18 protein-coding genes are annotated in these 18,776 nt (G+C 70.4%); 12 read left to right on the top strand and 6 right to left on the bottom strand.

Features of this window, described 5'->3' with window-relative positions; all coding sequences use genetic code 11:
* Positions 1-191 precede the first annotated feature (191 nt).
* The 4 genes from ACFWW8_RS24680 to ACFWW8_RS24665 all read right to left on the bottom strand — a co-directional run bounded on the left by ACFWW8_RS24680 (position 192) and on the right by ACFWW8_RS24665 (position 2,483).
* Positions 192-557 carry a hypothetical protein gene (locus ACFWW8_RS24680; RefSeq protein ID WP_386531362.1) on the bottom strand — a complete coding sequence of 122 codons (366 nt, stop codon included), beginning with the start codon at positions 555-557 and terminating at the stop codon, positions 192-194.
* A gap of 282 nt (positions 558-839) precedes the next feature.
* Entirely contained in the window at positions 840-947 is a 108-nt protein-coding gene (locus ACFWW8_RS24675) for an ion channel (RefSeq protein WP_386531361.1), read from the bottom strand.
* Between the two features lie 221 nt (positions 948-1,168).
* Positions 1,169-1,906, bottom strand: a complete 738-nt coding sequence (locus tag ACFWW8_RS24670) for a dienelactone hydrolase family protein (RefSeq protein WP_386531359.1) — start codon at positions 1,904-1,906, stop codon at positions 1,169-1,171.
* A gap of 238 nt (positions 1,907-2,144) precedes the next feature.
* Positions 2,145-2,483 carry a hypothetical protein gene (locus ACFWW8_RS24665; RefSeq protein WP_386531357.1) on the bottom strand — a complete coding sequence of 113 codons (339 nt, stop codon included), beginning with the start codon at positions 2,481-2,483 and terminating at the stop codon, positions 2,145-2,147.
* An 856-nt stretch (positions 2,484-3,339) separates the two neighbouring features.
* Between ACFWW8_RS24665 and ACFWW8_RS24660 the strand changes: the two genes are divergently transcribed.
* The 5 genes from ACFWW8_RS24660 to ACFWW8_RS24640 all read left to right on the top strand — a co-directional run bounded on the left by ACFWW8_RS24660 (position 3,340) and on the right by ACFWW8_RS24640 (position 9,598).
* Positions 3,340-4,098, top strand: coding sequence for a hypothetical protein (locus tag ACFWW8_RS24660; RefSeq protein WP_386531356.1), 759 nt, complete (start codon positions 3,340-3,342; stop codon positions 4,096-4,098).
* Positions 4,099-4,100: 2 nt separating this feature from the next.
* On the top strand, positions 4,101-4,535 hold the full coding sequence (locus ACFWW8_RS24655) for a phage holin family protein (protein ID WP_386531354.1): 435 nt from the start codon (positions 4,101-4,103) through the stop codon (positions 4,533-4,535).
* Positions 4,511-5,185, top strand: coding sequence for a DUF3618 domain-containing protein (locus ACFWW8_RS24650; RefSeq protein WP_386531352.1), 675 nt, complete (start codon positions 4,511-4,513; stop codon positions 5,183-5,185). Before ACFWW8_RS24655 ends, ACFWW8_RS24650 begins: the two co-directional genes overlap by 25 nt.
* Before the next feature lie 862 nt (positions 5,186-6,047).
* Positions 6,048-6,554: a DUF5133 domain-containing protein gene (locus tag ACFWW8_RS24645; protein ID WP_386531350.1), complete on the top strand. Its 507-nt coding sequence runs from the start codon at positions 6,048-6,050 to the stop codon at positions 6,552-6,554.
* Positions 6,555-7,324: 770 nt separating this feature from the next.
* Complete coding sequence (locus tag ACFWW8_RS24640) at positions 7,325-9,598, top strand: catalase (RefSeq protein ID WP_386531348.1); 2,274 nt, start codon at positions 7,325-7,327, stop codon at positions 9,596-9,598.
* A 117-nt stretch (positions 9,599-9,715) separates the two neighbouring features.
* On the opposite strand, the gene ACFWW8_RS24635 is transcribed toward ACFWW8_RS24640, so the two are convergent.
* A complete protein-coding gene (locus tag ACFWW8_RS24635; protein WP_386531346.1) occupies positions 9,716-10,192 on the bottom strand; it encodes an SRPBCC family protein in 477 nt (158 codons plus the stop codon).
* Positions 10,193-10,670: 478 nt separating this feature from the next.
* On the opposite strand from ACFWW8_RS24635, the gene ACFWW8_RS24630 reads away from it, so the two are divergent.
* Positions 10,671-10,949 carry a GlsB/YeaQ/YmgE family stress response membrane protein gene (locus tag ACFWW8_RS24630; RefSeq protein ID WP_386531344.1) on the top strand — a complete coding sequence of 93 codons (279 nt, stop codon included), beginning with the start codon at positions 10,671-10,673 and terminating at the stop codon, positions 10,947-10,949.
* Between the two features lie 154 nt (positions 10,950-11,103).
* Here the strand turns inward: ACFWW8_RS24630 and ACFWW8_RS24625 are convergent, their stop codons facing one another.
* Entirely contained in the window at positions 11,104-11,760 is a 657-nt protein-coding gene (locus ACFWW8_RS24625; RefSeq protein ID WP_386531343.1) for an HSP18 transcriptional regulator, read from the bottom strand.
* A gap of 129 nt (positions 11,761-11,889) precedes the next feature.
* On the opposite strand from ACFWW8_RS24625, the gene ACFWW8_RS24620 reads away from it, so the two are divergent.
* From ACFWW8_RS24620 to ACFWW8_RS24595, 6 genes are all read left to right on the top strand, one after another.
* Positions 11,890-12,324 (top strand): Hsp20/alpha crystallin family protein, encoded by a 435-nt coding sequence (locus tag ACFWW8_RS24620; protein WP_386531341.1) that lies wholly within the window; start codon positions 11,890-11,892, stop codon positions 12,322-12,324.
* Positions 12,325-12,434: 110 nt separating this feature from the next.
* Positions 12,435-12,830 carry a DUF2267 domain-containing protein gene (locus ACFWW8_RS24615; RefSeq protein ID WP_386531340.1) on the top strand — a complete coding sequence of 132 codons (396 nt, stop codon included), beginning with the start codon at positions 12,435-12,437 and terminating at the stop codon, positions 12,828-12,830.
* A gap of 80 nt (positions 12,831-12,910) precedes the next feature.
* Positions 12,911-13,357 carry a DUF2267 domain-containing protein gene (locus ACFWW8_RS24610; protein WP_386531338.1) on the top strand — a complete coding sequence of 149 codons (447 nt, stop codon included), beginning with the start codon at positions 12,911-12,913 and terminating at the stop codon, positions 13,355-13,357.
* Between the two features lie 436 nt (positions 13,358-13,793).
* Complete coding sequence (locus ACFWW8_RS24605; protein ID WP_386531336.1) at positions 13,794-15,095, top strand: protein kinase; 1,302 nt, start codon at positions 13,794-13,796, stop codon at positions 15,093-15,095.
* 328 nt (positions 15,096-15,423) lie between these two features.
* Positions 15,424-16,941, top strand: coding sequence for an APC family permease (locus tag ACFWW8_RS24600; protein ID WP_386531334.1), 1,518 nt, complete (start codon positions 15,424-15,426; stop codon positions 16,939-16,941).
* Between the two features lie 20 nt (positions 16,942-16,961).
* On the top strand, positions 16,962-18,599 hold the full coding sequence (locus ACFWW8_RS24595) for an FAD-dependent oxidoreductase (RefSeq protein ID WP_386531333.1): 1,638 nt from the start codon (positions 16,962-16,964) through the stop codon (positions 18,597-18,599).
* Positions 18,600-18,776: the final 177 nt, after the last annotated feature.

Genomic DNA, 18,776 nt, shown 5'->3' with positions numbered 1-18,776 from the left:
TGTGGGGCGGGCATCGGAAAGCGGATCAAGCGGTTCCGGAGGCTACCCGATCATGGGTGTGACTCAGAAGTAGCCATCGCCCGCAGCAACCGGCGCGGCTGATTCCGCCAGTAGCCGATACCCCGCCCAGGGGATTTCATCTGTCGACCGTCCAGGAGATCTGGTGGGTGGCCGATGGGCTGGCCCTGTGGTCAGGATCGGTCGCCGGTGACGTCCATGGCCACCTCGTAGGAGAGCTCGTAGTCCGCGCCGCTCTTCACGAATCGTGCGGTCTGGATGCCTGCCCCCACATCCGCGTCGCTCAGCGTCACCGAGCCGATGACATCCCACACGCTGCCCTCCGCCGCCGGCCTCACGGCCAGTGCGAGCGTGCCCGACCCCAGCAGGGGTCTGGTCACCTCGGGCGTGTTGGTCTCACCGGTCCCGGCTTCGCCCTGCCAGATCTCTTCCCCAGCCCAGAGGATCTTGACCCTGTCGACGCCCTGGCTCCCGGGCGCCTGCGGCGACGAGCAGAAGACGAAGGGGATCCTGACCTCGTTGGCGTGCGACATCGTCATCTCCGCAAGGGATGGGTGGCGGCAGTTCTGAGCCCTGCGTACGGGTCGGGCCCTGGACGGGCCTCGCCCGTACCCCACCACCCTCACCCGGAGGTCCGCGGTCGGCCACAGCTCGCCGCCAGCCAGGTGAACGGGGCTTGAGCGGACGCGGGGGTCAGGGATTCACGGCTCAGGCCGCTCGGGTGGCGTGGAGGACTGACGTCGTTCCGGCCTGATCCGGACGGCCCTGACCATGACTTTCGGAAAAGCGGCTTCTGAGATCGGCCGCCACCCGGCACGTGGTCAGCAGCGCGCCGTGTGCGAGACGGGCACGTTGTCGCCGAAGCCGACGGTGGTGAAGACGGTCACGGTGAAGTACATGGCATCGTCCCTGTTGAGCGAGGCGGACAAGGAGCGTGATCTTGATGCGACTTCGCACGTGGTCAGTGCAGTGAAGCCGCAGTACATGCGTGATCCTCGCTCTACCGGCCGGAACGGACCGCCACAGACCGTCACGATCACGGCAGGGGTTCCGTCGCAGCAAATCCGGTATGTACTGCGGCAGCCGCGGACGCCTCTCCGCGCTCGAGTACCGCCCGAATGTGGTTCTGGCGCCAGGCTGTTTGCCCGGGTCATGCCCCCGGATCCTCTGTCACGGGCAGGCACTCGGTGAGCAGGTCGACGACGTCGCGCCAGGCTCGCTTGGCGTGCTGAGGGTGGTAGCCGACGCCGGGGACCGTGGGGTGGTCGACCGGCGGGTGGTGGAAGGCGTGCAGGGCGCCGCCGTAGACCGTGAGGCGCCAGTCGACGCCCGCGGCCTGCATCTCGGCGGTGAACGCGTTCCGTTGTGCGGGCGGCATGATCGGGTCTTCCGACCCGACCCCGGCCCACACCGGGCATCGGATGCGTGCTGCCTCGCCCGGTCGCCCCGCGGTGGTCGCGTTGACCGTCCCGATCGCGCGCAGGTTGACGCCGTCGCGCCCGAGTTCCAGCGCGATGGCGCCCCCGGTGCCGTAGCCGATGGCGGCGATCCGGTCGGGGTCGGTTCGCGGTTCGGCGCGCAGCACGTCGAGTGCAGCATGGCCGATGCCCCGCATCCGGTCGGGGTCGGCGAGCAGCGGCAGGCAACGGGCCAGCATCTCCTCGGGGTCGCCCACGTAGCGCCCGCCGTGGAGGTCGAAGGCCAGCGCCACGTATCCCAGCTCGGCGAGCGTGTCGGCCCGGCGCCGCTCGACGTCGCCGAGTCCCATGCCCTCCGGTCCGAGCAGCACCGCGGGCCGACGGTCGGTACCGGCAGGGAGCGCGAGGTGCCCGACCATCGTCAAACCGTCCGCCGGGTACTCGACCGTACGCGTCGTGATCGTCGTCATGAGGCGGGAGCGTAGTGATCGTCGGGCCCGGTCCGGCCGGTGTTCTGCCGCTGGCAGAACGAGCGCGTGTCGCCCTGGAATATGGGGGCCGGGCGCTCAGAGCTGCAAGATCATCTCATTGGCTCTTTGGCGCGTACCTCGGTCACGCCCCCAGGTGTCCGCGAACAGCAGCAGGAAGAGGCCATCAGTCCGCCGGTCGCCCGCAGGCCCAGGACGAGCACCGTCGCCACGCATTGGGTCAGACACGGTCGAAAGGGGAGCGTGTAGTAGCCCGCGGCAGCCGCTGCCACCACGACCGCCGGAGCACAGGAACGGCAGACGCAGGCGCACCGGCTGCCTGGGGCCGGCACTCGGGGATGGCGCGGCGCAGGTAGTCCTCGCGTACGGCCTCGCGGTCCGTCGGTGGCGGGACGTCGGCGGGGGCGTCCAGGGCTGCGGCCACCACCTTCCGCCGCGTCTCGGGCCGGCCGGGGCCCTCGTCGAGGATGGGCCTGCCCGAAACGACCGGGCCGGGTGCGAAGCGGTACAGCTCGGCCGGGTAGGCGTAGCCATTGGTGCCGGCCTCGGCGCAGATCACGCGCTGCTGGTGCGGGCCCGGCTACCCGACAGGACACGTGAGGGGGCCGCAGAGCACGGGTAGAAGTGGGGTCGCCATCCCAACGATCAGGGCTGCATCATGTGGCGGTGAAAGGCCCGCCCGGCAGCCCTTCTGTGACGGCCCAGGCTACAGCGGCGCTGCCTGCGGCGAACGATGCGTCTCGCCAATGGCGCCGTACGTCCCACGCTGTCGCAGGTGGCGTGCGGCCGGCAGGTAGACGGCGCGAACCGTCACTCGCGGCTGCGACCGTGAGTGATGGTCCAGTGACGTCGTCGACTAGGTGGCAAGTGGCTCTTGCCCTCCGCATCCTGATTTCCGGCATGTCCGCTGGTCGCTCTTTCCGCCCTGGTAGCCCTCTGGATGCCGGGGGCCTCGGACGCTGTACCGCACCCCGCTCTTCGCGGGCGCAAGCCGCGAGCCGTGGATGCACGCTCTCGTCCGTCGTTGACCCTGAGGCAACGGCGTCCGCGAGGCGAGCCTGCTGCCCGCAGGCGCCGGGCATGCCGTGCTGGCCACGACCCTGAACGTGATGCCACCCCCAGGCACGGCCTACGCCCCCACCGATCTGCCCGCCGGATCCCAGCTCACGTACTACGCGGCGGTCTGGTCGAAGGCGCGCTCGCCACCGTCGTGGCCGGCCGCCGGACGACGCAGTGAATGCCCGGCGGCCCCTTCGGCGGCCGCGTTCCCCCGGTGCGTGCGGCGGGTGCTCCCGGCAGGGGCTGTGGATATGAGCACACGATGAGTTCGGTATATGAGTGAGGCGTGAGTGAGGCGGCGCAAGGAGGGCAGGCGACTGTTCGAGACACATCACCGCCATTCACCAGGAGGAGCCTTGAGTGACTTCGAGGATGCGCGCCGTCAGGACGAGAGCAGGACGACGGCAGCAGCACACACGGTGCAGGAGAAGGCCGGCGAGAGCGTTTCTCTGGTCGGTGACAAGGCCGCCGAAGTAGGCGGGACGGCCAAGGAACAGGCCGCCAATGTCATCGGCGAGGCGACCGCGCAGGCCCGTGACCTCGTCGGAGAGCTGCGGACCCAGCTGACCGGCCAGGCCGAGACCCAGACGCAGCGTCTCGCGGAGAACGTACGCCGCCTCTCGCAGGAGCTGCGGGAACTGGGCGAGAACGGCAAGCCCGACTCCACCATGGCGGACGTGGCACGTCAGCTGGCCGACGGCGGACACCAGGTCGCCTCCCACCTGGACAAGCGCGGCCCGGACGGACTGGTCAGCGACCTGCAGAACTTCGCCCGTCGCCGCCCCGGTGTCTTCCTCGCCGGAGCGGCACTGGCCGGCTTCGTCGTCGCCCGCGCCGGGAAGAGCGTCAGCGCCGCAGCCTCCTCGGAGACCGCGGGCGCCCCCGCAGCCGACAGCGGCAGCGCTTCATCGGCCGGCCGACCGACCCCAGGGTCCGGCACCCCTGAGCCAGTCCGGCCTCCGGTCGCCGACCGCAGCGGCATACCGGCCGGGTACGAGGACCCCCTCGACACCTACGGCCAGTCGCAGCCGCCGCATGTCACCCCGGAGCCCCCGGCCTACCCGCCGACGAGCCCGCCCGCCACCGGCTCCCCGCGTCCCGGGGGAGGGATCTGAGCATGGCCCTTTCCTCCCACGAACGGCCGGCGGCGCCCGCGCCGCCCCCGCCGACGGCACAGGAACCCTCCCTCGGCGACCTGATCGGCGAGATCGGCCAGGACCTCTCCCAACTCGTGCGTGACGAGATCGAGTTGGCGAAGGCCGAGATAAAGCAGGAGTCCACGAAAGCAGGCAAGGCCGTCGGAATGCTCGGCGGCGCAGGCTACGCCGGTCACATAGTGCTGCTCTTCGGCAGCCTGACCGTCGTCTTCGCCCTCGCCAACGTGATGGACCCCGCTTGGGCCGCCCTGATCGTCACCGCCCTGTGGGCCGTGGCGGGAGGCGTCCTCTACGCCAAGGGCCGCAAACGCCTGCGTGCCGTCAACCTCAAGCCCGAACAGACCGTTGAGACCTTGAAGGAGGATGCCCGATGGGCACGACACCCGATGAGCTGAGGACCGACGTGGAGTACCGGCGTGCGCACCTCGCGCGCAACGTCGACCTCCTGGCCGACAGGATGACCCCGAGCAGGATGGCTCAGCGCAAGGTCGACTCGATGCGCCACCGGGTGAGCGGAGTGAAGGAGCGCGTCATGGGCACCGCACAGGACACCGCGCAGGGAACCTCCGGCAGCCTGCACCAGGCCGCCGACAGCATCAGCGAAACAGCCCGGGAAGCGGGCAGCAGCGCCCAGGAGGCCATTCAGCAGGCCCCCGCACAGATCAAGCGTCAGACCCAGGGCAGTCCGCTGGCAGCCGGCCTCATGGCATTCGGCGCCGGCATGCTCGCCGCAGCTCTGCTGCCGACCACCCAGGCGGAGGAACAGGCCGGTCAGCGCCTGCGCGAGCACTCCGACGAACTGCTGGAACCCGTCAAGCAGACCGCCCTCGACGCCGCCCATGAAGTCCGCGACGAGCTGAAGGAACCGGTGGCCCAGGCCGTCGAATCGGTCAAGGGCACGGCCCAGGAGGCCGTCACGACGACCACCGAACATGCGCAGCACGCCGGCCATGAAACCGCGGACGGACTGCGTCAAGCCGGACAGGACACGGCCGCCGAAGTACGCAACGACCCTCGCACGCAACGCCCGCCTGCCCAGGGTTGATCGTACGACCGGTCCGAGGCGGGCGCGCCACGCCGCCAGAGGTGCGCCCCTGGCATGCGCCCGCCCCAGTCAGGCTCTCGGCGCGCGCCCGCGCCGAACGCGCCCCCCGCCGCCCTGAACCCCCCCGCGGGGCGATTCCGCCCGTCTTTGATGGCCCGCCTCGGAGCCCTGGCCCACGCCGGAGACACGACAGGCCCACCGACGTCGTCGTGGGCCTCAGCCGCGTCGATTCCTGCTACTCCTCCGGGCTGAACGCCCTCATCCGCGCCATGCCCGCGGCCCGGTCCGCGAGTCCGGCTGGGTCTGCGCCTGGCCGAGCCCTGCACCCAGGTCTCCTCGGCGCCGGCCGGGCACGTACTTGCGGGTGTTCGGGACCAGCTCGCTGACTCGCTGCCCGTGTACGCGGCGGCGTTGTGTTCTGCAGGGGGATCGCGTGGCGGTGTCAGCGGCGGTGCCTGCCGCGTTGCTGGGGTTCGGCTACAGCCAACAAGACAAGCGCCAGTCCGAGGGGCAGCAAGAAGAGCAGGAGGATATGCATTCAGCTCTCGTGCCCCGACACGAGCGTGGGATGCACGACCGTGCTCTGCTCGCGCGGGGGCAGGCGCGCGGTCTGCTCGTCAGGGGGACCCGATCTCCGGCCCGGCCTTGGAACGGTTGCCCTGCAGGCTCCGTACGTGCCCCACGTCGCCCGACCCGCCGCGCCGCCGTCTCTCGGCAGAGCTGCGCGCGTGCACCTCGATTTCAGCTCGTAGGAGCGGTCCAGGGACGAGCGGGGGAGGGGGCGTGGATGGCGCTTGTTTCCGGGCACAAAGGTTTGTGAGACCGTGCCGCCGGGCCGGACCGTCGAAAGGATGTGATCGTCGTGACCGCCGAACTGCTCGCTTCTCCCCGGACCGACGAGTCCGGCATCCCGCGGGCGCCGGGGGCCGTGTCCGAGTCGGCGCGGTCGTGGGCGGTCGGCATGCTGATGGCGACCGTGCCCAGCCCGGCCCGACTGGCCGAGCAGGCTCTGTCCACCGCGGCCGTACAGGCCGGTCTGTCGGAGATCGAGGTGGCTCGGGCCATGGTCGCCGGATCCCGAGGTACGCCCATACCCGCGGCGATCGAGGAGGCCCTCAACGACGCGGTGCGGGCTGCACGCCGGCCGGTCGGTTCTCGCAGGTCCGGGTCGTTTCTCATGCCGACGCGGGTGGATGCCGATCGGGCGCTCACCCGGTTTTTCGACGCCCGGGTCCGCCTGTATGCGGCACCGGGCGACCCCGGCGCGCGCCGGGCCGTGGACGACGCCGTCTACACGCTGTGTGTGCTGATGGCGCAGCCCTCTCCGTACGAGGCGGTCAACGAAGCCGTTCGGTACACGGCTCCCTGACCCGCCCCCGGTCGCCGAGTGCCCCCGACGGGGCACAGCCGGCGGTCGGATGCGTCCGGTCAGTACTGGGGTGGGGTCAAGGGGGCGCCGTACGGGTCGGCCGGCGCAGCCGCGCCCTACGGCGGAGAGGCGGGCCGGGCCGGGCCTGCCGCAAGGGCGTGAGGAGCGTACGTATGCGGCCGCGGCGTGTGCTGGTCGCGCGTCCCGGCGGGGGTGGGACTGGTGGCCGCGCCTGCCGCGGCGGCGGCTCCTTCGGCGGGGTGGTCAGTAACCCGCCCTACGTTCCTGCTCCCTGCCCGCGGGCTCCGCGCCGCGGTGCCCGCCGGGCCCGGGACGCGGGGCTGGACGGCCATGCGCTGCCGGACCGCATCTGCGATGGCGCACCGGCCGTGCTGCGGCCGGGGGAGTGCTGCTGATGGTCCACTGCGCGGCGAGCGCCCGGACAGCAGTGTGCGCCGGCTCGGAGGGGTTGGGATCCATGCCTCCGTCACCGGCATGCCCGTCTCTTTCCGCCCGGTGATGACAAGACGGCTCCGCCGGCGGCGCGAGCGGGGCCTGGTGGCGCGGCAGGCGCCCGCGAGGAATCGGTGGTCATCCGCGCCCCCAAAGAGGAACTTCCGCGCCGGGGAGGGCGGCGTACCCCGCCTCGGCACGTTGCCATGTCCTGCAGACGGTCAGCGGCGAGTCCCGAGACTGCGGCTCTGCTATGTGCCAGATTGCAAGGACTTTCTCCGGTTCACCCGTAATCCGAAGAATGAGGGAGTGAAAAGGTGAACGAGCAGAATCCCATCAAGGCCGCGGCCGAAAAGGTCGCGGGTGCCCTGCGCGGTGACGCACCCGGCCCGCAGGACGGTGTTCCCGGCAAGCCGGCGCCGGTGTCCCCGCAGCTGACGGAGCCGGTGGAGCCGGTCGAGCCGCTGCCGCCGAAGGCGGACCAGCACGGCCCGGAGACGGTCAGCCCCACCGGCCAGCCCACGGGGGCGGAGCAGGCCCGGATGGCGCAGAGCGGCGCGTACCTGACCACGGCGCAGGGCACCCGGCTCCCTGATACCGACCACTCGCTCAAGGCCGGCCCGCGCGGGCCGGTCCTGCTGCAGGACCACCACCTGCGCGAGAAGATCATGCACTTCGACCACGAGCGGATCCCGGAGCGCGTGGTCCACGCCCGCGGCGCCGCCGCCCACGGCGTCTTCCAGGCGTACGGCACCGCGACCGGCGTCACCAAGGCTGCCTTCCTGGCCAAGGACGCGGAGACACCGGTCTTCGTCCGTTTCTCCACCGTGCTGGGCTCCCGGGGCTCCGCCGATACCGTCCGCGACACCCGTGGCTTCGCGACGAAGTTCTACACCGAAGAGGGCGTCTTCGACCTGGTCGGCAACAACATCCCGGTCTTCTTCATCCAGGACGCGATCAAGTTCCCCGACGTCATCCACGCCGGCAAGCCGCATCCCGACCGGGAGATCCCGCAGGCGCAGAGCGCCCACGACACGTTCTGGGACTTCGTCTCCCTGCACACCGAAGCCACCCACCACACGCTCTGGAACATGTCCGACCGCGGCATCCCCCGGTCCTACCGGACCATGGAGGGCTTCGGCGTCCACACCTTCCGCCTCGTCAACGCCGAGGGTGCCGGCACCCTGGTGAAGTTCCACTGGAAGCCCAAGCTGGGGGTGCACTCCCTGATCTGGGAGGAAGCACAGATCGCCGCCGGCGTCGACCCGGACTTCCACCGCCGCGACCTCGCCGACGCCATCGAGGCAGGCGCCTACCCGCAGTGGGAACTCGGCATCCAGACGTTCCCCGACACCCCCGAGCAGACCTTCGCGGGCATCGACCTCCTCGACCCGACGAAGATCGTTCCCGAGGAACTGGCACCGGTCCAGCCGATCGGGCTGCTGACCCTGAACGCCAACCCGTCGAACTACTTCGCCGAGACCGAACAGGTCGCCTTCCACGTCGGCCACCTCGTCCCCGGCATCGACGTCACCGACGACCCCCTCCTGCAGGGCCGGCTCTTCTCCTACCTCGACACCCAGCTCACCCGCCTCGGCGGACCCAACTTCGGACAGCTGCCCATCAACCGCACCCACGCCCCGGTCAACGACATGCTCCGCGACGGCATGCACCAGACCGCCGTACACCGCGGCGTCGCCCCCTACCGGCCCAACAGCCTCGACGGAGGCTGCCCCTTCCTCGCAGGCGCCGACACCGGAGCGTTCATCGAAGTCCCCGCTCCCATCGCGGAAAGCCGCAAGATCCGCGAAGCCCCGGCATCCTTCGACGACCACTACAGCCAGCCCCGCCTGTTCTGGCTCAGCATGACCCCGCCCGAGCGCGAGCACATCATCGCCGCCTACACCTTCGAGCTGGGCAAGTGCTACGAGCAGACGATCAAGGAAAGGGCCCTGTCCGTCCTCGCCAACATCGACACGCAGCTGTGTGAGCAGGTTGCCGCGGGGCTGGGGCTGCCCGCGCCCGATGCCGCCGGCCGGCTCGCCGATCCGGAGCCGAGCCCCGCCCTCTCCCAGCTGGGTCAGACCTGGCCGCTGGACGGCCGGATCGTCGGAATCGTGGCCGACGCGGCCGCCGACCTGGACGGCGTCACAACGGTACGCCAGGCCGTCCTGGACGCCGGCATGGTCCCCCTCGTCATCGCCCCGGCAGGAGGCACGATCGCAACCGACGGCGACCCGATCACCGTGCAGCGGACCTTCGCCACCGCCCGCTCCGTCGAATTCGACGCGCTCCTGCTGGCAGGCCCTGTCTCCGCCGGGGGCGATGCCCACGGCGCGCGCGATGCCAAGGCCGCCCACTCCCAGCCTGCCGCCACCGACCCCAGGCTCCTGCTCCTTCTGAACGAGGCCTTTCGCCACGGCAAGCCCATCGGTCACTGGGCGGGCGCCGACAGCATCCTGCCCGCCGCGGGCATCCCCGCCGGCGCGTCCGGCGTCGTGCAAGGCGACAACGGCAGCGTCGTACTGGAGCAGATCACCCAGCTGATGGGCTCCCACCGCGTCTGGGAACGCTTCCCAACCACCGTGTGACCAGCGCCCCCGTGCTCCGCGCCGACGGTTTTCCGTCGGCGCGGAGCTGCGTTCTCCGGCATCCCCGTTCGGGGACGGTCGGCAGGGGACCCGCCCGTGGTCGAGGCACCGAGGCCGTTACATGGATCGTGACTGCAGACGATGCGCGCGGGGTACGTCCGCGTGCCCTTCCTCCACGATCTTCGCCAGGCGGGGGAGCATGCCGCGGTGGCGGAGCTGGAGGACGGCCTCCACCGCGGAGTTGTGCAGGGTGCCCCCGAGGCCGCGCAAGGGGTGCTCGTCGCAGACGACGAGGGTCTCCTCCCCCCAAGGCCGCAACTGCAGGAAGATCCTCGCCGTGCCGAGGGGCTTGAAAGCCGCCTCCAGCTCCAGTTCCCTGATCGGGTCCTGATGGCGGACGGTCGTCACACCCTCAGCCGACCAGGGACCGAGCTGCACGGTGTAGCGGAGCCGGGAGCCCACGGCAGGCCAGACATCGTCCAGCGGAGCGGACTCCGACGGCCCCACCACCCACGCCCCGTACAGGGTGGGATCAGCGAGAACCGCCCAGACGGCAGCAGGGGAACGCCTGACCAGCTGATTTCGGACAGCCATAGGAAATCCTTCCTCGTGTGTCCCGCAAGAACATTCCGTAGCGCCGAGATCAAGGACCGCAAGGCCGCAGCCCGCTGTAGCCGCCCGCCACGCGGCGTCAGTCGTTCCCCCTGCGACCCCGTCGCCTCGGGGGACCGTGGTGAGCAGGACGAAGAACGACCGCTCTACGAGTGGTCAGCCCCGCCCGGCGGGGCTGCAAGGGGCTCCTGCCCCGCCGCGCGGCCCCCACACGTCCCTGCGGGCTCCGCACTCCGCAGCAGGGAGGCGTGTTTCGTCGGTACGTGCATCCCTGTCGTGGCCGGCCAGAAGGACCAGCTGGACCACCGCAGGCCGGTCGCTCTGACCGGCTGATGTGCCGGGCGAAGCGCCACCGCGCGCCGCGGCGGTCGCAGAATCAGCAGATCCAGGCGTTTGAAAACGTCGACGCGGTGAAGACGGTTGTTAACACCGGCTTTATTCATCGAGGTAGGAGAAGCGCATGGGCATCATCGCCTGGATTTTGATCGGACTGCTCGCGGGCTTCATCGCGAAGGCGCTGATGCCGGGCAAGGACCCGGGCGGCGTCATCATCACCATGCTCATCGGTGTCGCAGGTGGGCTCCTGGGCGGCTGGCTCGGCAAGGTCATATTCGGGGTCGATTCGATCGACGGGTTCTTCGACCTCTCGACCTGGATCGCCGCGATCATCGGATCCGTCATCCTCCTCGCCGTCTACCGGCTCGTCACGGGCAACAAGCGCCACCACCGCCACGCCTGACAGACCCGGTCCCGCACGCAAACGGCTCCCGCTCACCGAGCGGGAGCCGTTTCCGTGCCTCCGCCAGCAGGGTGACAGCCAGGGCCGAGCGCGGAGGTTCGGTGTGGGCTGTGGTGCGGGGGAGGGCGTGCCCCGGGCCGCCTCGGGGTGTTGGTCAGGTGCCGCGTTGGCCTTGAGAGCTCTGGCGGAGTTGGTGGATGTTCCGGGTCAGGGCGTCGATGTGGGCGGCGAGTTCGGTGTCCTGGGGTCGCAGGTGGGGCCGGGTGTCGGTCAGGGGGCGTACGAGGCGGGCGGCGTCGTCGTGGCCCAGGGCCAGGTTCAGGGCGCCGACCGCGTCGGCGGGCAGGCCGGTGAGGGCGGTGATCTGTGCGGCGAGGCGTCGGAGGTCGGCTGCGTTGTCGCGGGCCCAGGCGGTGACGGTGCGGTCGGCGGCGCGCGTGTTGCGGGTGGACTGGACGCGTTCTTCGCCGGTGGAGCCGGGGGTGCCGGGGCGCAGCCGGAGGTATCGGCGTTCGGCGGCCTGGCGGCTGGCGACTCCGAGGGGTCCGGCGAGGTCGGCCCAGCTGGCACCCTCGCCGCGCGCGGTTTCGATCAGGCCGCTCTCCCAGCCGGCGAGTTGTTCACGGACCTCGCGCAGGGTGAGCAGCGCGGCCAGGGCCGGGTGTGGGCCGGAGCCGGCTGCGGACGGCGCTGTGGCAGGCGGGTGCGTGGAGGACTGTTGCGCGTCCCTGACGGACTGGTTGATGGCCTCCAGCGCCGCTGCGGCGGCGGGGAAGGGAACCGGCGTGGCGGGCGGGGCGGGTTCGGTCATGGGACTCTCCGTCATCTCGTCGTCCTCCGGATGACTCCTTGCTTGTCATCGTTCCGATGACATGTTACAACGGATGCACGTTGAAGCGCATTGGCAGTTTCTGCCTGAACCAACTGGAGGTGTTTCGCGATGTTGATGCGCACTGACCCGTTCCGCGAGATGGACCGGATCGTCCAGCAGCTGTCGGGTACGTCGGGGACCTGGTCGAAGCCGTCCGTGATGCCGATGGACGCCTACCGTGCGGGCGAGGAGTACGTGATCGCCTTCGACCTTCCCGGCGTGAGCACCGAGGCGATCGACATCGACGTCGAGCGGAACATGCTGACCGTGAAGGCGGAGCGCCGCCCGGTCGCGAAGGCCGACTCCGTGAAGGTGGAGCTCTCCGAGCGTCCTCTCGGTGTCTTCTCCCGGCAGGTCATGCTGGCCGACACCCTGGACACCGAGCGCATCCAGGCCGACTACGACGCGGGCGTCCTGACCCTGCGGATCCCGATCGCCGAGCGCGCCAAGCCCCGCAAGATCAGTATCGGCGGCGAGGCCGGCCGCAAGCAGATCTCCGGCTGAACCCTCCAGCACCAGCCGGCAGCGGAGGGTGGGAAGAGCCTGTTCCCCCTCCGGCATCCCGCCCTCCGCACCCCCTTCTGGCCTCTTCGCCCCTTTCCGGAGGTGACGCGATGTCGATGCGCAGGGAAGCGTTCCTGGCCCACGTCCAAGAGCGCGGTGAGTACGAAACCCCCGAAGAGGCCGACCGCGTGGCCCGCGTCGTCCTGGCTCTGCTGGGCGCACATCTGGTCGGCACCGTGCGGGCCGAGCTCGCCGCCCGCCTCCCCGAGACCTACGCCCTGATCCTCCTCAACCCCCTCCAGGCCGCAGAACCGCTCTCACCGGAGCGGTTCGTCCGCGCGACCGCCGCCTGGATCGACGGAGCCACCGAGAAGACGGCCCTGTGGGACATCGGAGCGGTCCTGTCCACCACGGCCGCCGCCGCGGGCGACGTCCTCACCCGCGAAGTCCTCCTCCAGCTCCCGCACGGCTACGACCTCCTCTTCGGCCACCCCCAGTCCACCTGACCCCAGCCCACCTGACCTCGGCCCGGTCGACCCTCACCGGCCGCAGGCCGGATCCTTCTCAGAGAAAGGCAATCGCAGCCATGTACGACCAGCCTCGACCGAACCGGGCCACCCCCGCCATGACGTTCGAGCAGATGCTGGAACGCGTGCGCTACGAAGGCGCCTACCCCACCCGCGAACGCGCCGCGGAAGCCGTCCACCACGTCCTGGCCGCCCTCGGCCGCCAGCTCACCGGCGACGAACGCGTCGACCTCGCCCAGTGCCTGCCCCTCGAGGCCGCCCTCACCCTGACCGCCCAGATCCCCGACACCCAGCACCTCACCGGCTGGGGCTTCGTGAAGGACCTCGCCGCCCGCACCGGCGCCACCCCGGCGACCGCCCGCTGGGACACCGGCGCCGTACTCGCCGTCGCCCGCCGCCTCGCCGGACCCGACCTCCTCGCCCGCATCCTGCGCCGGCTCCCCGACGGCTACGCCCTCCTCTTCGGCCAGGCGGAACTGCGCCGGCCCGAGCCCGCCGCCGCCTGACCCAGACGCGCGGTACGACGTCCCCCGGGCACTGGCAGGGAGCCTTCGCCGCCCCGGCGCCCGGACGGTGTCACGAGGCGTTAGCCGCACAACACATGAGCACGTCAGGGCCGGCACCGCTTCCGCGGTGCCGGCCCTGACGTGCGGCGATCCGTGCTCGAAGACGTCCTCCGGCGCCGCCACCGTGGCGCAGAGCGTTCCCGTGCGGGCCCAGCCGTGATCCCTCGCGCAGGTCCTCCCTGCGGCGATGCTCCATCCCTTACGGGCGCACACGCCCGGCCGCGAAGTCGGCTGGTCCGGCATCGCTGCTGACGGCGGCGGCGCTTCAGTGCCCGCTCCTCGCTGTCGGACTCGAGTGCGTTGTGCGGCGCGTCAGGGGTAGGAGGGCGCTATCGCCCGCGAGTGGAGGAGGTCCCCTATGTCGGCCGCTGGACCAGTGCCCGAGCACGAAGTATCAGGTGGACGCGGCGACGTTCTGGGTGGCCGGTATCTGCTTCAGGGCCCCATAGGGTGCGGCGGAACGGCCGACGTCTTTTGCGGCACCGACCAAGTGCTGGGCCGTGAGGTGGCCGTCAAAGTCTTCCGCGCCGGCACGGACACCGTCACTGCTGATCGTTTTTGCGACGAAGCGCGGATGCTGGCCCGACTGTCGCACCGTGCGCTCGTCACCGTTTTCGACGCCGGACGTCACAAGGACGGCGCCTTCATGGTCACGGAGTTGATCCGCGGCGTCACCTTGCGCACGCGGATGGATGCCGGTCCGCTGAGCCTCGTCCAGGTCGTGCGGATCGGATCCGACATCGCGTCCGCACTCGACCACGTGCACGCCAACGGCGTCATCCACCACGACGTGAAACCCTCCAACATCCTGCTGAGCGAGGGAGGGGCACCGCACCTGGCTGACTTCGGACTTTCCAGGGCCGTGCACGACCGCTCGCACGGTGACCCCGACACCCTGGTCGGTACGCTCGCCTACATGGCCCCCGAGCAGTTCCTCGGACACGGCGCGAGTACGGCCAGCGATGTCTACGCCCTGGGAGTCACCCTCCTGGAAGCGCTGACCGGGCACCGTGAGTACCAGGGGACTCCGGTGGAGATCGGTACCGCCCACCTCCTGCGGCAGCCACAGATACCCGATGGACTGCCGGACGGTCTTGCCCGCCTGTTGAAGGCGATGACGGACCAGGCCCCTCAGGCCCGCCCCGACGCTGCCGCTGTGCACGAGCGCCTGCAGGCCCTCGCACACGCCCCGTGGCCCCGGACCGCAGAGGGCGGCACCTCCACTCACCGTACTCCGTCACCGCCGTCCGCCAGCCGTGCCGGGCACGGGCCGAAGCCGTTGCGGACCAGGACAGTCAACCGGCGGCGTGCGGGATGGTTGGGCCTGGCTGCCGCGGGTGTGGCGGGTATCTGCGCCCTGGCGACGGGCGGCATCCCGGCAGGGGAGAACACACCCACCACCTCTCCCTCGCGCGGGCACCTGTCGGAGCCGCGGAACACCGAAGCGGCCGGCCCGGCAGAGTCTCAGCCGGCGGTGCCCGCGCCGCGACTGTCCACCGCGTCGGAGTCACCCGTTCAGCGGGCGGCTCAGGTGCCGTCCGCCACGGGAGAACCCCGCGCGTCCACCGCACCGTACACCTCGTCGCCTGTCCCCGACCCTCCGGCGAAGGCTCCGGCGGCAGGGAAGGCCAAGGAGAACCCCGGCAAGGCCAAGGGGAAGAAGGACAAAGGCCGGTGACCGACCGCTGCGAGGGAGACCCCGGTCGGTGTAGGTACGGGTCGCATGCGGCGATCACGGGCGTGGACGACGGTGAGCTGCCGATCCCGACAAGCGTGCTGCCGTTCGGGGAGGGCGTGAGTCCCCCGACGGCGCAGTCGTAACCCCTTCCCGGTTCCGTGAACATCACCGGGCGGTTACGCATTGGACCCATCGCCCTGACGGGCCGACAACTCGTCGCTTCCGCCGGCCGATTGGATGCCTGTATGTCGATTGTGACGTGAGTCGCGCAGAGCGAGAGTGGCGGCCTTCCCGTCGGCTACCGGCCGCCAGTATCGAGAGGGCGTTCATGTCCCACAGTCCCAGCGGTGAAGTCCACCGGCTCAAGGCGAACTCGGTCGGTCTGGTCGGGGTGGTGTTCATGGCGGTCGCCACCGCGGCGCCGATCACCGCGATGACCGGCAACCTGCCGATCGCCGTCGGGTTCGGCAACGGCATCGGCGCCCCGGCCGGATACCTCTTCGCCACAGTCGTCCTGACGGTCTTCGCCGTCGGCTACGTCGCCATGGCCAAGCGGATCACCGCGGCCGGGGCGTTCTACGGATACATCTCACACGGCCTGGGCCGGATCGCGGGCATGGCCTCCGGGATGCTTGCCGTCCTCGCCTACATCGTCTTCGAGGCGTCGATCGTCGGCGTCTTCTCGTACTTCGCCAAGACGACGGTGCACGACCAGCTCGGCGTCGATCTCCCCTGGATCCTCTACGCGGCCGTCATGCTCTGCGTCACCGCCGGCCTGGCGCACTTCGACATCAACCTCACCGCCAAGGCGCTCGGCGTGATGCTGGTCGGGGAGATAGCCGTCCTGTTCGCCGTCGCGATCGCGGTGCTGGTCGCGGGCGGCGGCCCGGACGGCATCCCGCTGGAACCGGTCAACCCGAAGAACGCCTTCACCGGCGCCTCCGCCGGCCTCGGTCTCTTCTTCGCCTTCTGGTCCTGGGTCGGATTCGAATCAACCGCCATGTACGGCGAGGAGTCCCGCGACCCCAAGCGGGTGATCCCGAAGGCCACCCTGATCTCGGTCGTCGGCGTCGGCCTCTTCTACATCTTCGTCTCGTGGATGACCATCGCCGGCAACGGCCTGTCCAAGTCCGTGGAGCTGTCCGCCTCCGCGAACCCCCTGGACCTGTTCTTCGCCCCCACGCAGCAGTTCATCGGCTCCTGGGCCGTCGACTCCTTCCAGTGGCTGCTCCTCACCGGGTCCTTCGCCTGCGGCATGGCCTTCCACCAATGCGCTGCCCGATACCTCTACGCGATCGGCCGCGAAGGCTTCCTCCACCCCGCACTCGGACGCACCCACAACCGGCACGGATCCCCCCACGTCGCCTCCCTCGTGCAGAGCGTCATCGCGGTCGTCCTCGTCGCCGCCTTCTGGCTCACCGGCCAGGACCCTTACATACACCTCTACACCCTGCTCGCGATCCTCGGCACCATGGCCATCCTCATCGTCCAGACCCTCTGCTCCTTCGCCGTGATCGGCTACTTCCGCACAAACCACCCCGAGGACCGGCACTGGTTCAAGACGTTCACCGCCCCCCTGCTCGGCGGGATCGCGATGAGCGCCGTCGTCGTCCTGCTGGTCGTCAACATGAAGACCGCGGCCGGACTCGCCGCCGACTCCCTCGTCTTCGCCCTCATCCCCTGGATCGTCGCCGCCGTCTTCCTCGGCGGCGTGGCTCTCGGCCTCTATCTCAAGTTCAAAGCGCCCGAGCGATACGAGGTCATCGGCCGGATCGTCCTGGAAGACGCCACCGAACGCACCGACCCCAGCACCGAAAGCGCCGCCCCCTCCGCCGCGAACGTCTGACACCCGAGGAGCCACCCACCATGGCCCGAACCCCCGTCATGCACGCCCTGAGGCAACTCGCCGCCGAACACGCCGCCGCCCGAAAGCTGTCCCTGCCCGCCGCCGACGTACGGGGCCTGAGCCGCCGCGCCCTCCTCGAGCGCGCCACCGCCCTCGGCCTCGGCACCGCCCTGGCCGGCGCCGCATCCACCGTTCCGGTCCGGGCCGAGACCGCGCCGGACAGCGCCAGACCACCGATCGGCAGCCCGCGCGTCGCCGTCGTCGGCGCGGGCATCTCCGGCCTGACCGCGGCCCTCACCCTCAAGGACGCGGGCATCGCCTGCACGGTCTACGAGGCCAACCCCACACGCGTCGGCGGCCGCATGTGGACCCAGCGCGGCCACTGGGCCTACGGTCAGATCTCCGAGATCGGCGGCGAGCTGATCGACACCAGCCACAAGAAGATCCTCGAACTGTGCCGCCGCTTCGACCTGCCCACCGAGGACTTCCTCGGCGGCGGGCCCAACGGAGCCGAGGAAGTCCTCTGGTTCGACGGCGCCTACTACCCCCGCGCCCAGGCCGACGAGGACTTCAAGGCCGTCTACCAGGCTCTGCGCCGCGACCTCCAGGACGCCGGCGAGGTCACCTGGAACTCCACCACACCTACCGGCACCGCCCTGGACAACATGTCCCTGTACCAGTGGATCGAGACCCGGGTCCCCGGTGGCCACACCTCACGCCTCGGCCAGTTCATCGACGTCGCCTACAACGTCGAATACGGCGCCGAGACAGTCGACCAGTCCGCCCTCGCCCTGGTCCTCCTCATGGGCTATCAGCCCAACCCCGGCCACTTCAACGTCTGGGGCCTGTCCAACGAGCGCTACCACATCACCGGCGGCAACGACCAACTCCCCCACGCCATCGCCCAGACCCTGCCCGCAGGCTCCCTGGTGATGGGACGCGAACTCACCGCCGTCCGAACCAACGCCGACGGAACGCAAACCCTCACCTTCCACGAGGCCGGCACGACCCGCACCGTCACCGCCGACCACACCATCCTGTGCCTGCCCCTGCCCGTACTCCAGCGCATCGACCTCACCGCAGCCGGATTCGACCCCCTCATGAAGAGCCTCCTGCGCGATGCCCGCATGGGCCACTGCACCAAGCTCAACATGCAGTTCACCAGCCGGCCCTGGCGCGGAACCGGCCCCTGGCCCGGCGTGTCCGCAGGTGACTGCTTCACCGACTCCGACGTCCAGCAGACCTGGGACACCACCAAACTCCAGCCCGGCAACGGCGGCATCCTGCTCCAATACGGAGGTGGCACCCTGGCGGGCGCCGTCAGCCCGGCCACCCCTTTCGCCACCGAGACCGACCCCTACGTACGCACCCTCGCCAACCGCATGCTCACCGGCATCGACGCGTTCTTCCCCGGCGCCAAGAACGCCTGGAACGGACGCGCACAAGTCTCGGCCTGGCACCGCAACCCCTACTCCCTCGGCGCATACTCCTACTGGCCCACCGGCTACCTCCACCGGTACGCCCGCTACGAGGGCACCGCCCAGGGCAACATCCACATAGGCGGCGAGCACTGCAGCTACGACTTCCAAGGCTTCATGGAAGGCGGCGCCACCGAAGGCGAACGGGCGGCCCGCGAGGTCATCGCCGCGCTCACCTAGCCGACGCCACCTGGGAGCTCCACCACCTCCCCGTGAAGGGGCGGGTGCCCGTAGCCTGCGACAGTCGTCCAGGGACCGGACAACACGTCGCCACCTCCGACGTCCGGACGCGGCCCCCGTCCCGTCACCGTGTTCCCGTACGGTGCGCCAGGCACCCGCCGTAGCGACCCCGGGCCG

This window comes from Streptomyces sp. NPDC058701, from assembly GCF_042715295.1.
Classification (GTDB): domain Bacteria; phylum Actinomycetota; class Actinomycetes; order Streptomycetales; family Streptomycetaceae; genus Streptomyces.
Note: the sequence above shows the minus strand (reverse complement) of the source record. Positions and strands in the feature narration are given on the sequence as shown.

What these genes read in the sequence shown, in the direction of transcription:
- ACFWW8_RS24655 (WP_386531354.1), top strand. Translation starts at nt 4,101, where the DNA reads ATGGCCCTTTCCTCCCACGAACGGCCGGCGGCGCCCGCGCCGCCCCCG.
- ACFWW8_RS24595 (WP_386531333.1), top strand. Translation starts at nt 16,962, where the DNA reads ATGGCCCGAACCCCCGTCATGCACGCCCTGAGGCAACTCGCCGCCGAA.
- ACFWW8_RS24610 (WP_386531338.1), top strand. Translation starts at nt 12,911, where the DNA reads ATGTACGACCAGCCTCGACCGAACCGGGCCACCCCCGCCATGACGTTC.
- ACFWW8_RS24680 (WP_386531362.1), bottom strand. Translation starts at nt 557, where the DNA reads ATGACGATGTCGCACGCCAACGAGGTCAGGATCCCCTTCGTCTTCTGC.
- ACFWW8_RS24625 (WP_386531343.1), bottom strand. Translation starts at nt 11,760, where the DNA reads ATGACCGAACCCGCCCCGCCCGCCACGCCGGTTCCCTTCCCCGCCGCC.
- ACFWW8_RS24615 (WP_386531340.1), top strand. Translation starts at nt 12,435, where the DNA reads ATGTCGATGCGCAGGGAAGCGTTCCTGGCCCACGTCCAAGAGCGCGGT.
- ACFWW8_RS24600 (WP_386531334.1), top strand. Translation starts at nt 15,424, where the DNA reads ATGTCCCACAGTCCCAGCGGTGAAGTCCACCGGCTCAAGGCGAACTCG.
- ACFWW8_RS24635 (WP_386531346.1), bottom strand. Translation starts at nt 10,192, where the DNA reads ATGGCTGTCCGAAATCAGCTGGTCAGGCGTTCCCCTGCTGCCGTCTGG.
- ACFWW8_RS24670 (WP_386531359.1), bottom strand. Translation starts at nt 1,906, where the DNA reads ATGACGACGATCACGACGCGTACGGTCGAGTACCCGGCGGACGGTTTG.
- ACFWW8_RS24650 (WP_386531352.1), top strand. Translation starts at nt 4,511, where the DNA reads ATGGGCACGACACCCGATGAGCTGAGGACCGACGTGGAGTACCGGCGT.
- ACFWW8_RS24630 (WP_386531344.1), top strand. Translation starts at nt 10,671, where the DNA reads ATGGGCATCATCGCCTGGATTTTGATCGGACTGCTCGCGGGCTTCATC.
- ACFWW8_RS24620 (WP_386531341.1), top strand. Translation starts at nt 11,890, where the DNA reads ATGTTGATGCGCACTGACCCGTTCCGCGAGATGGACCGGATCGTCCAG.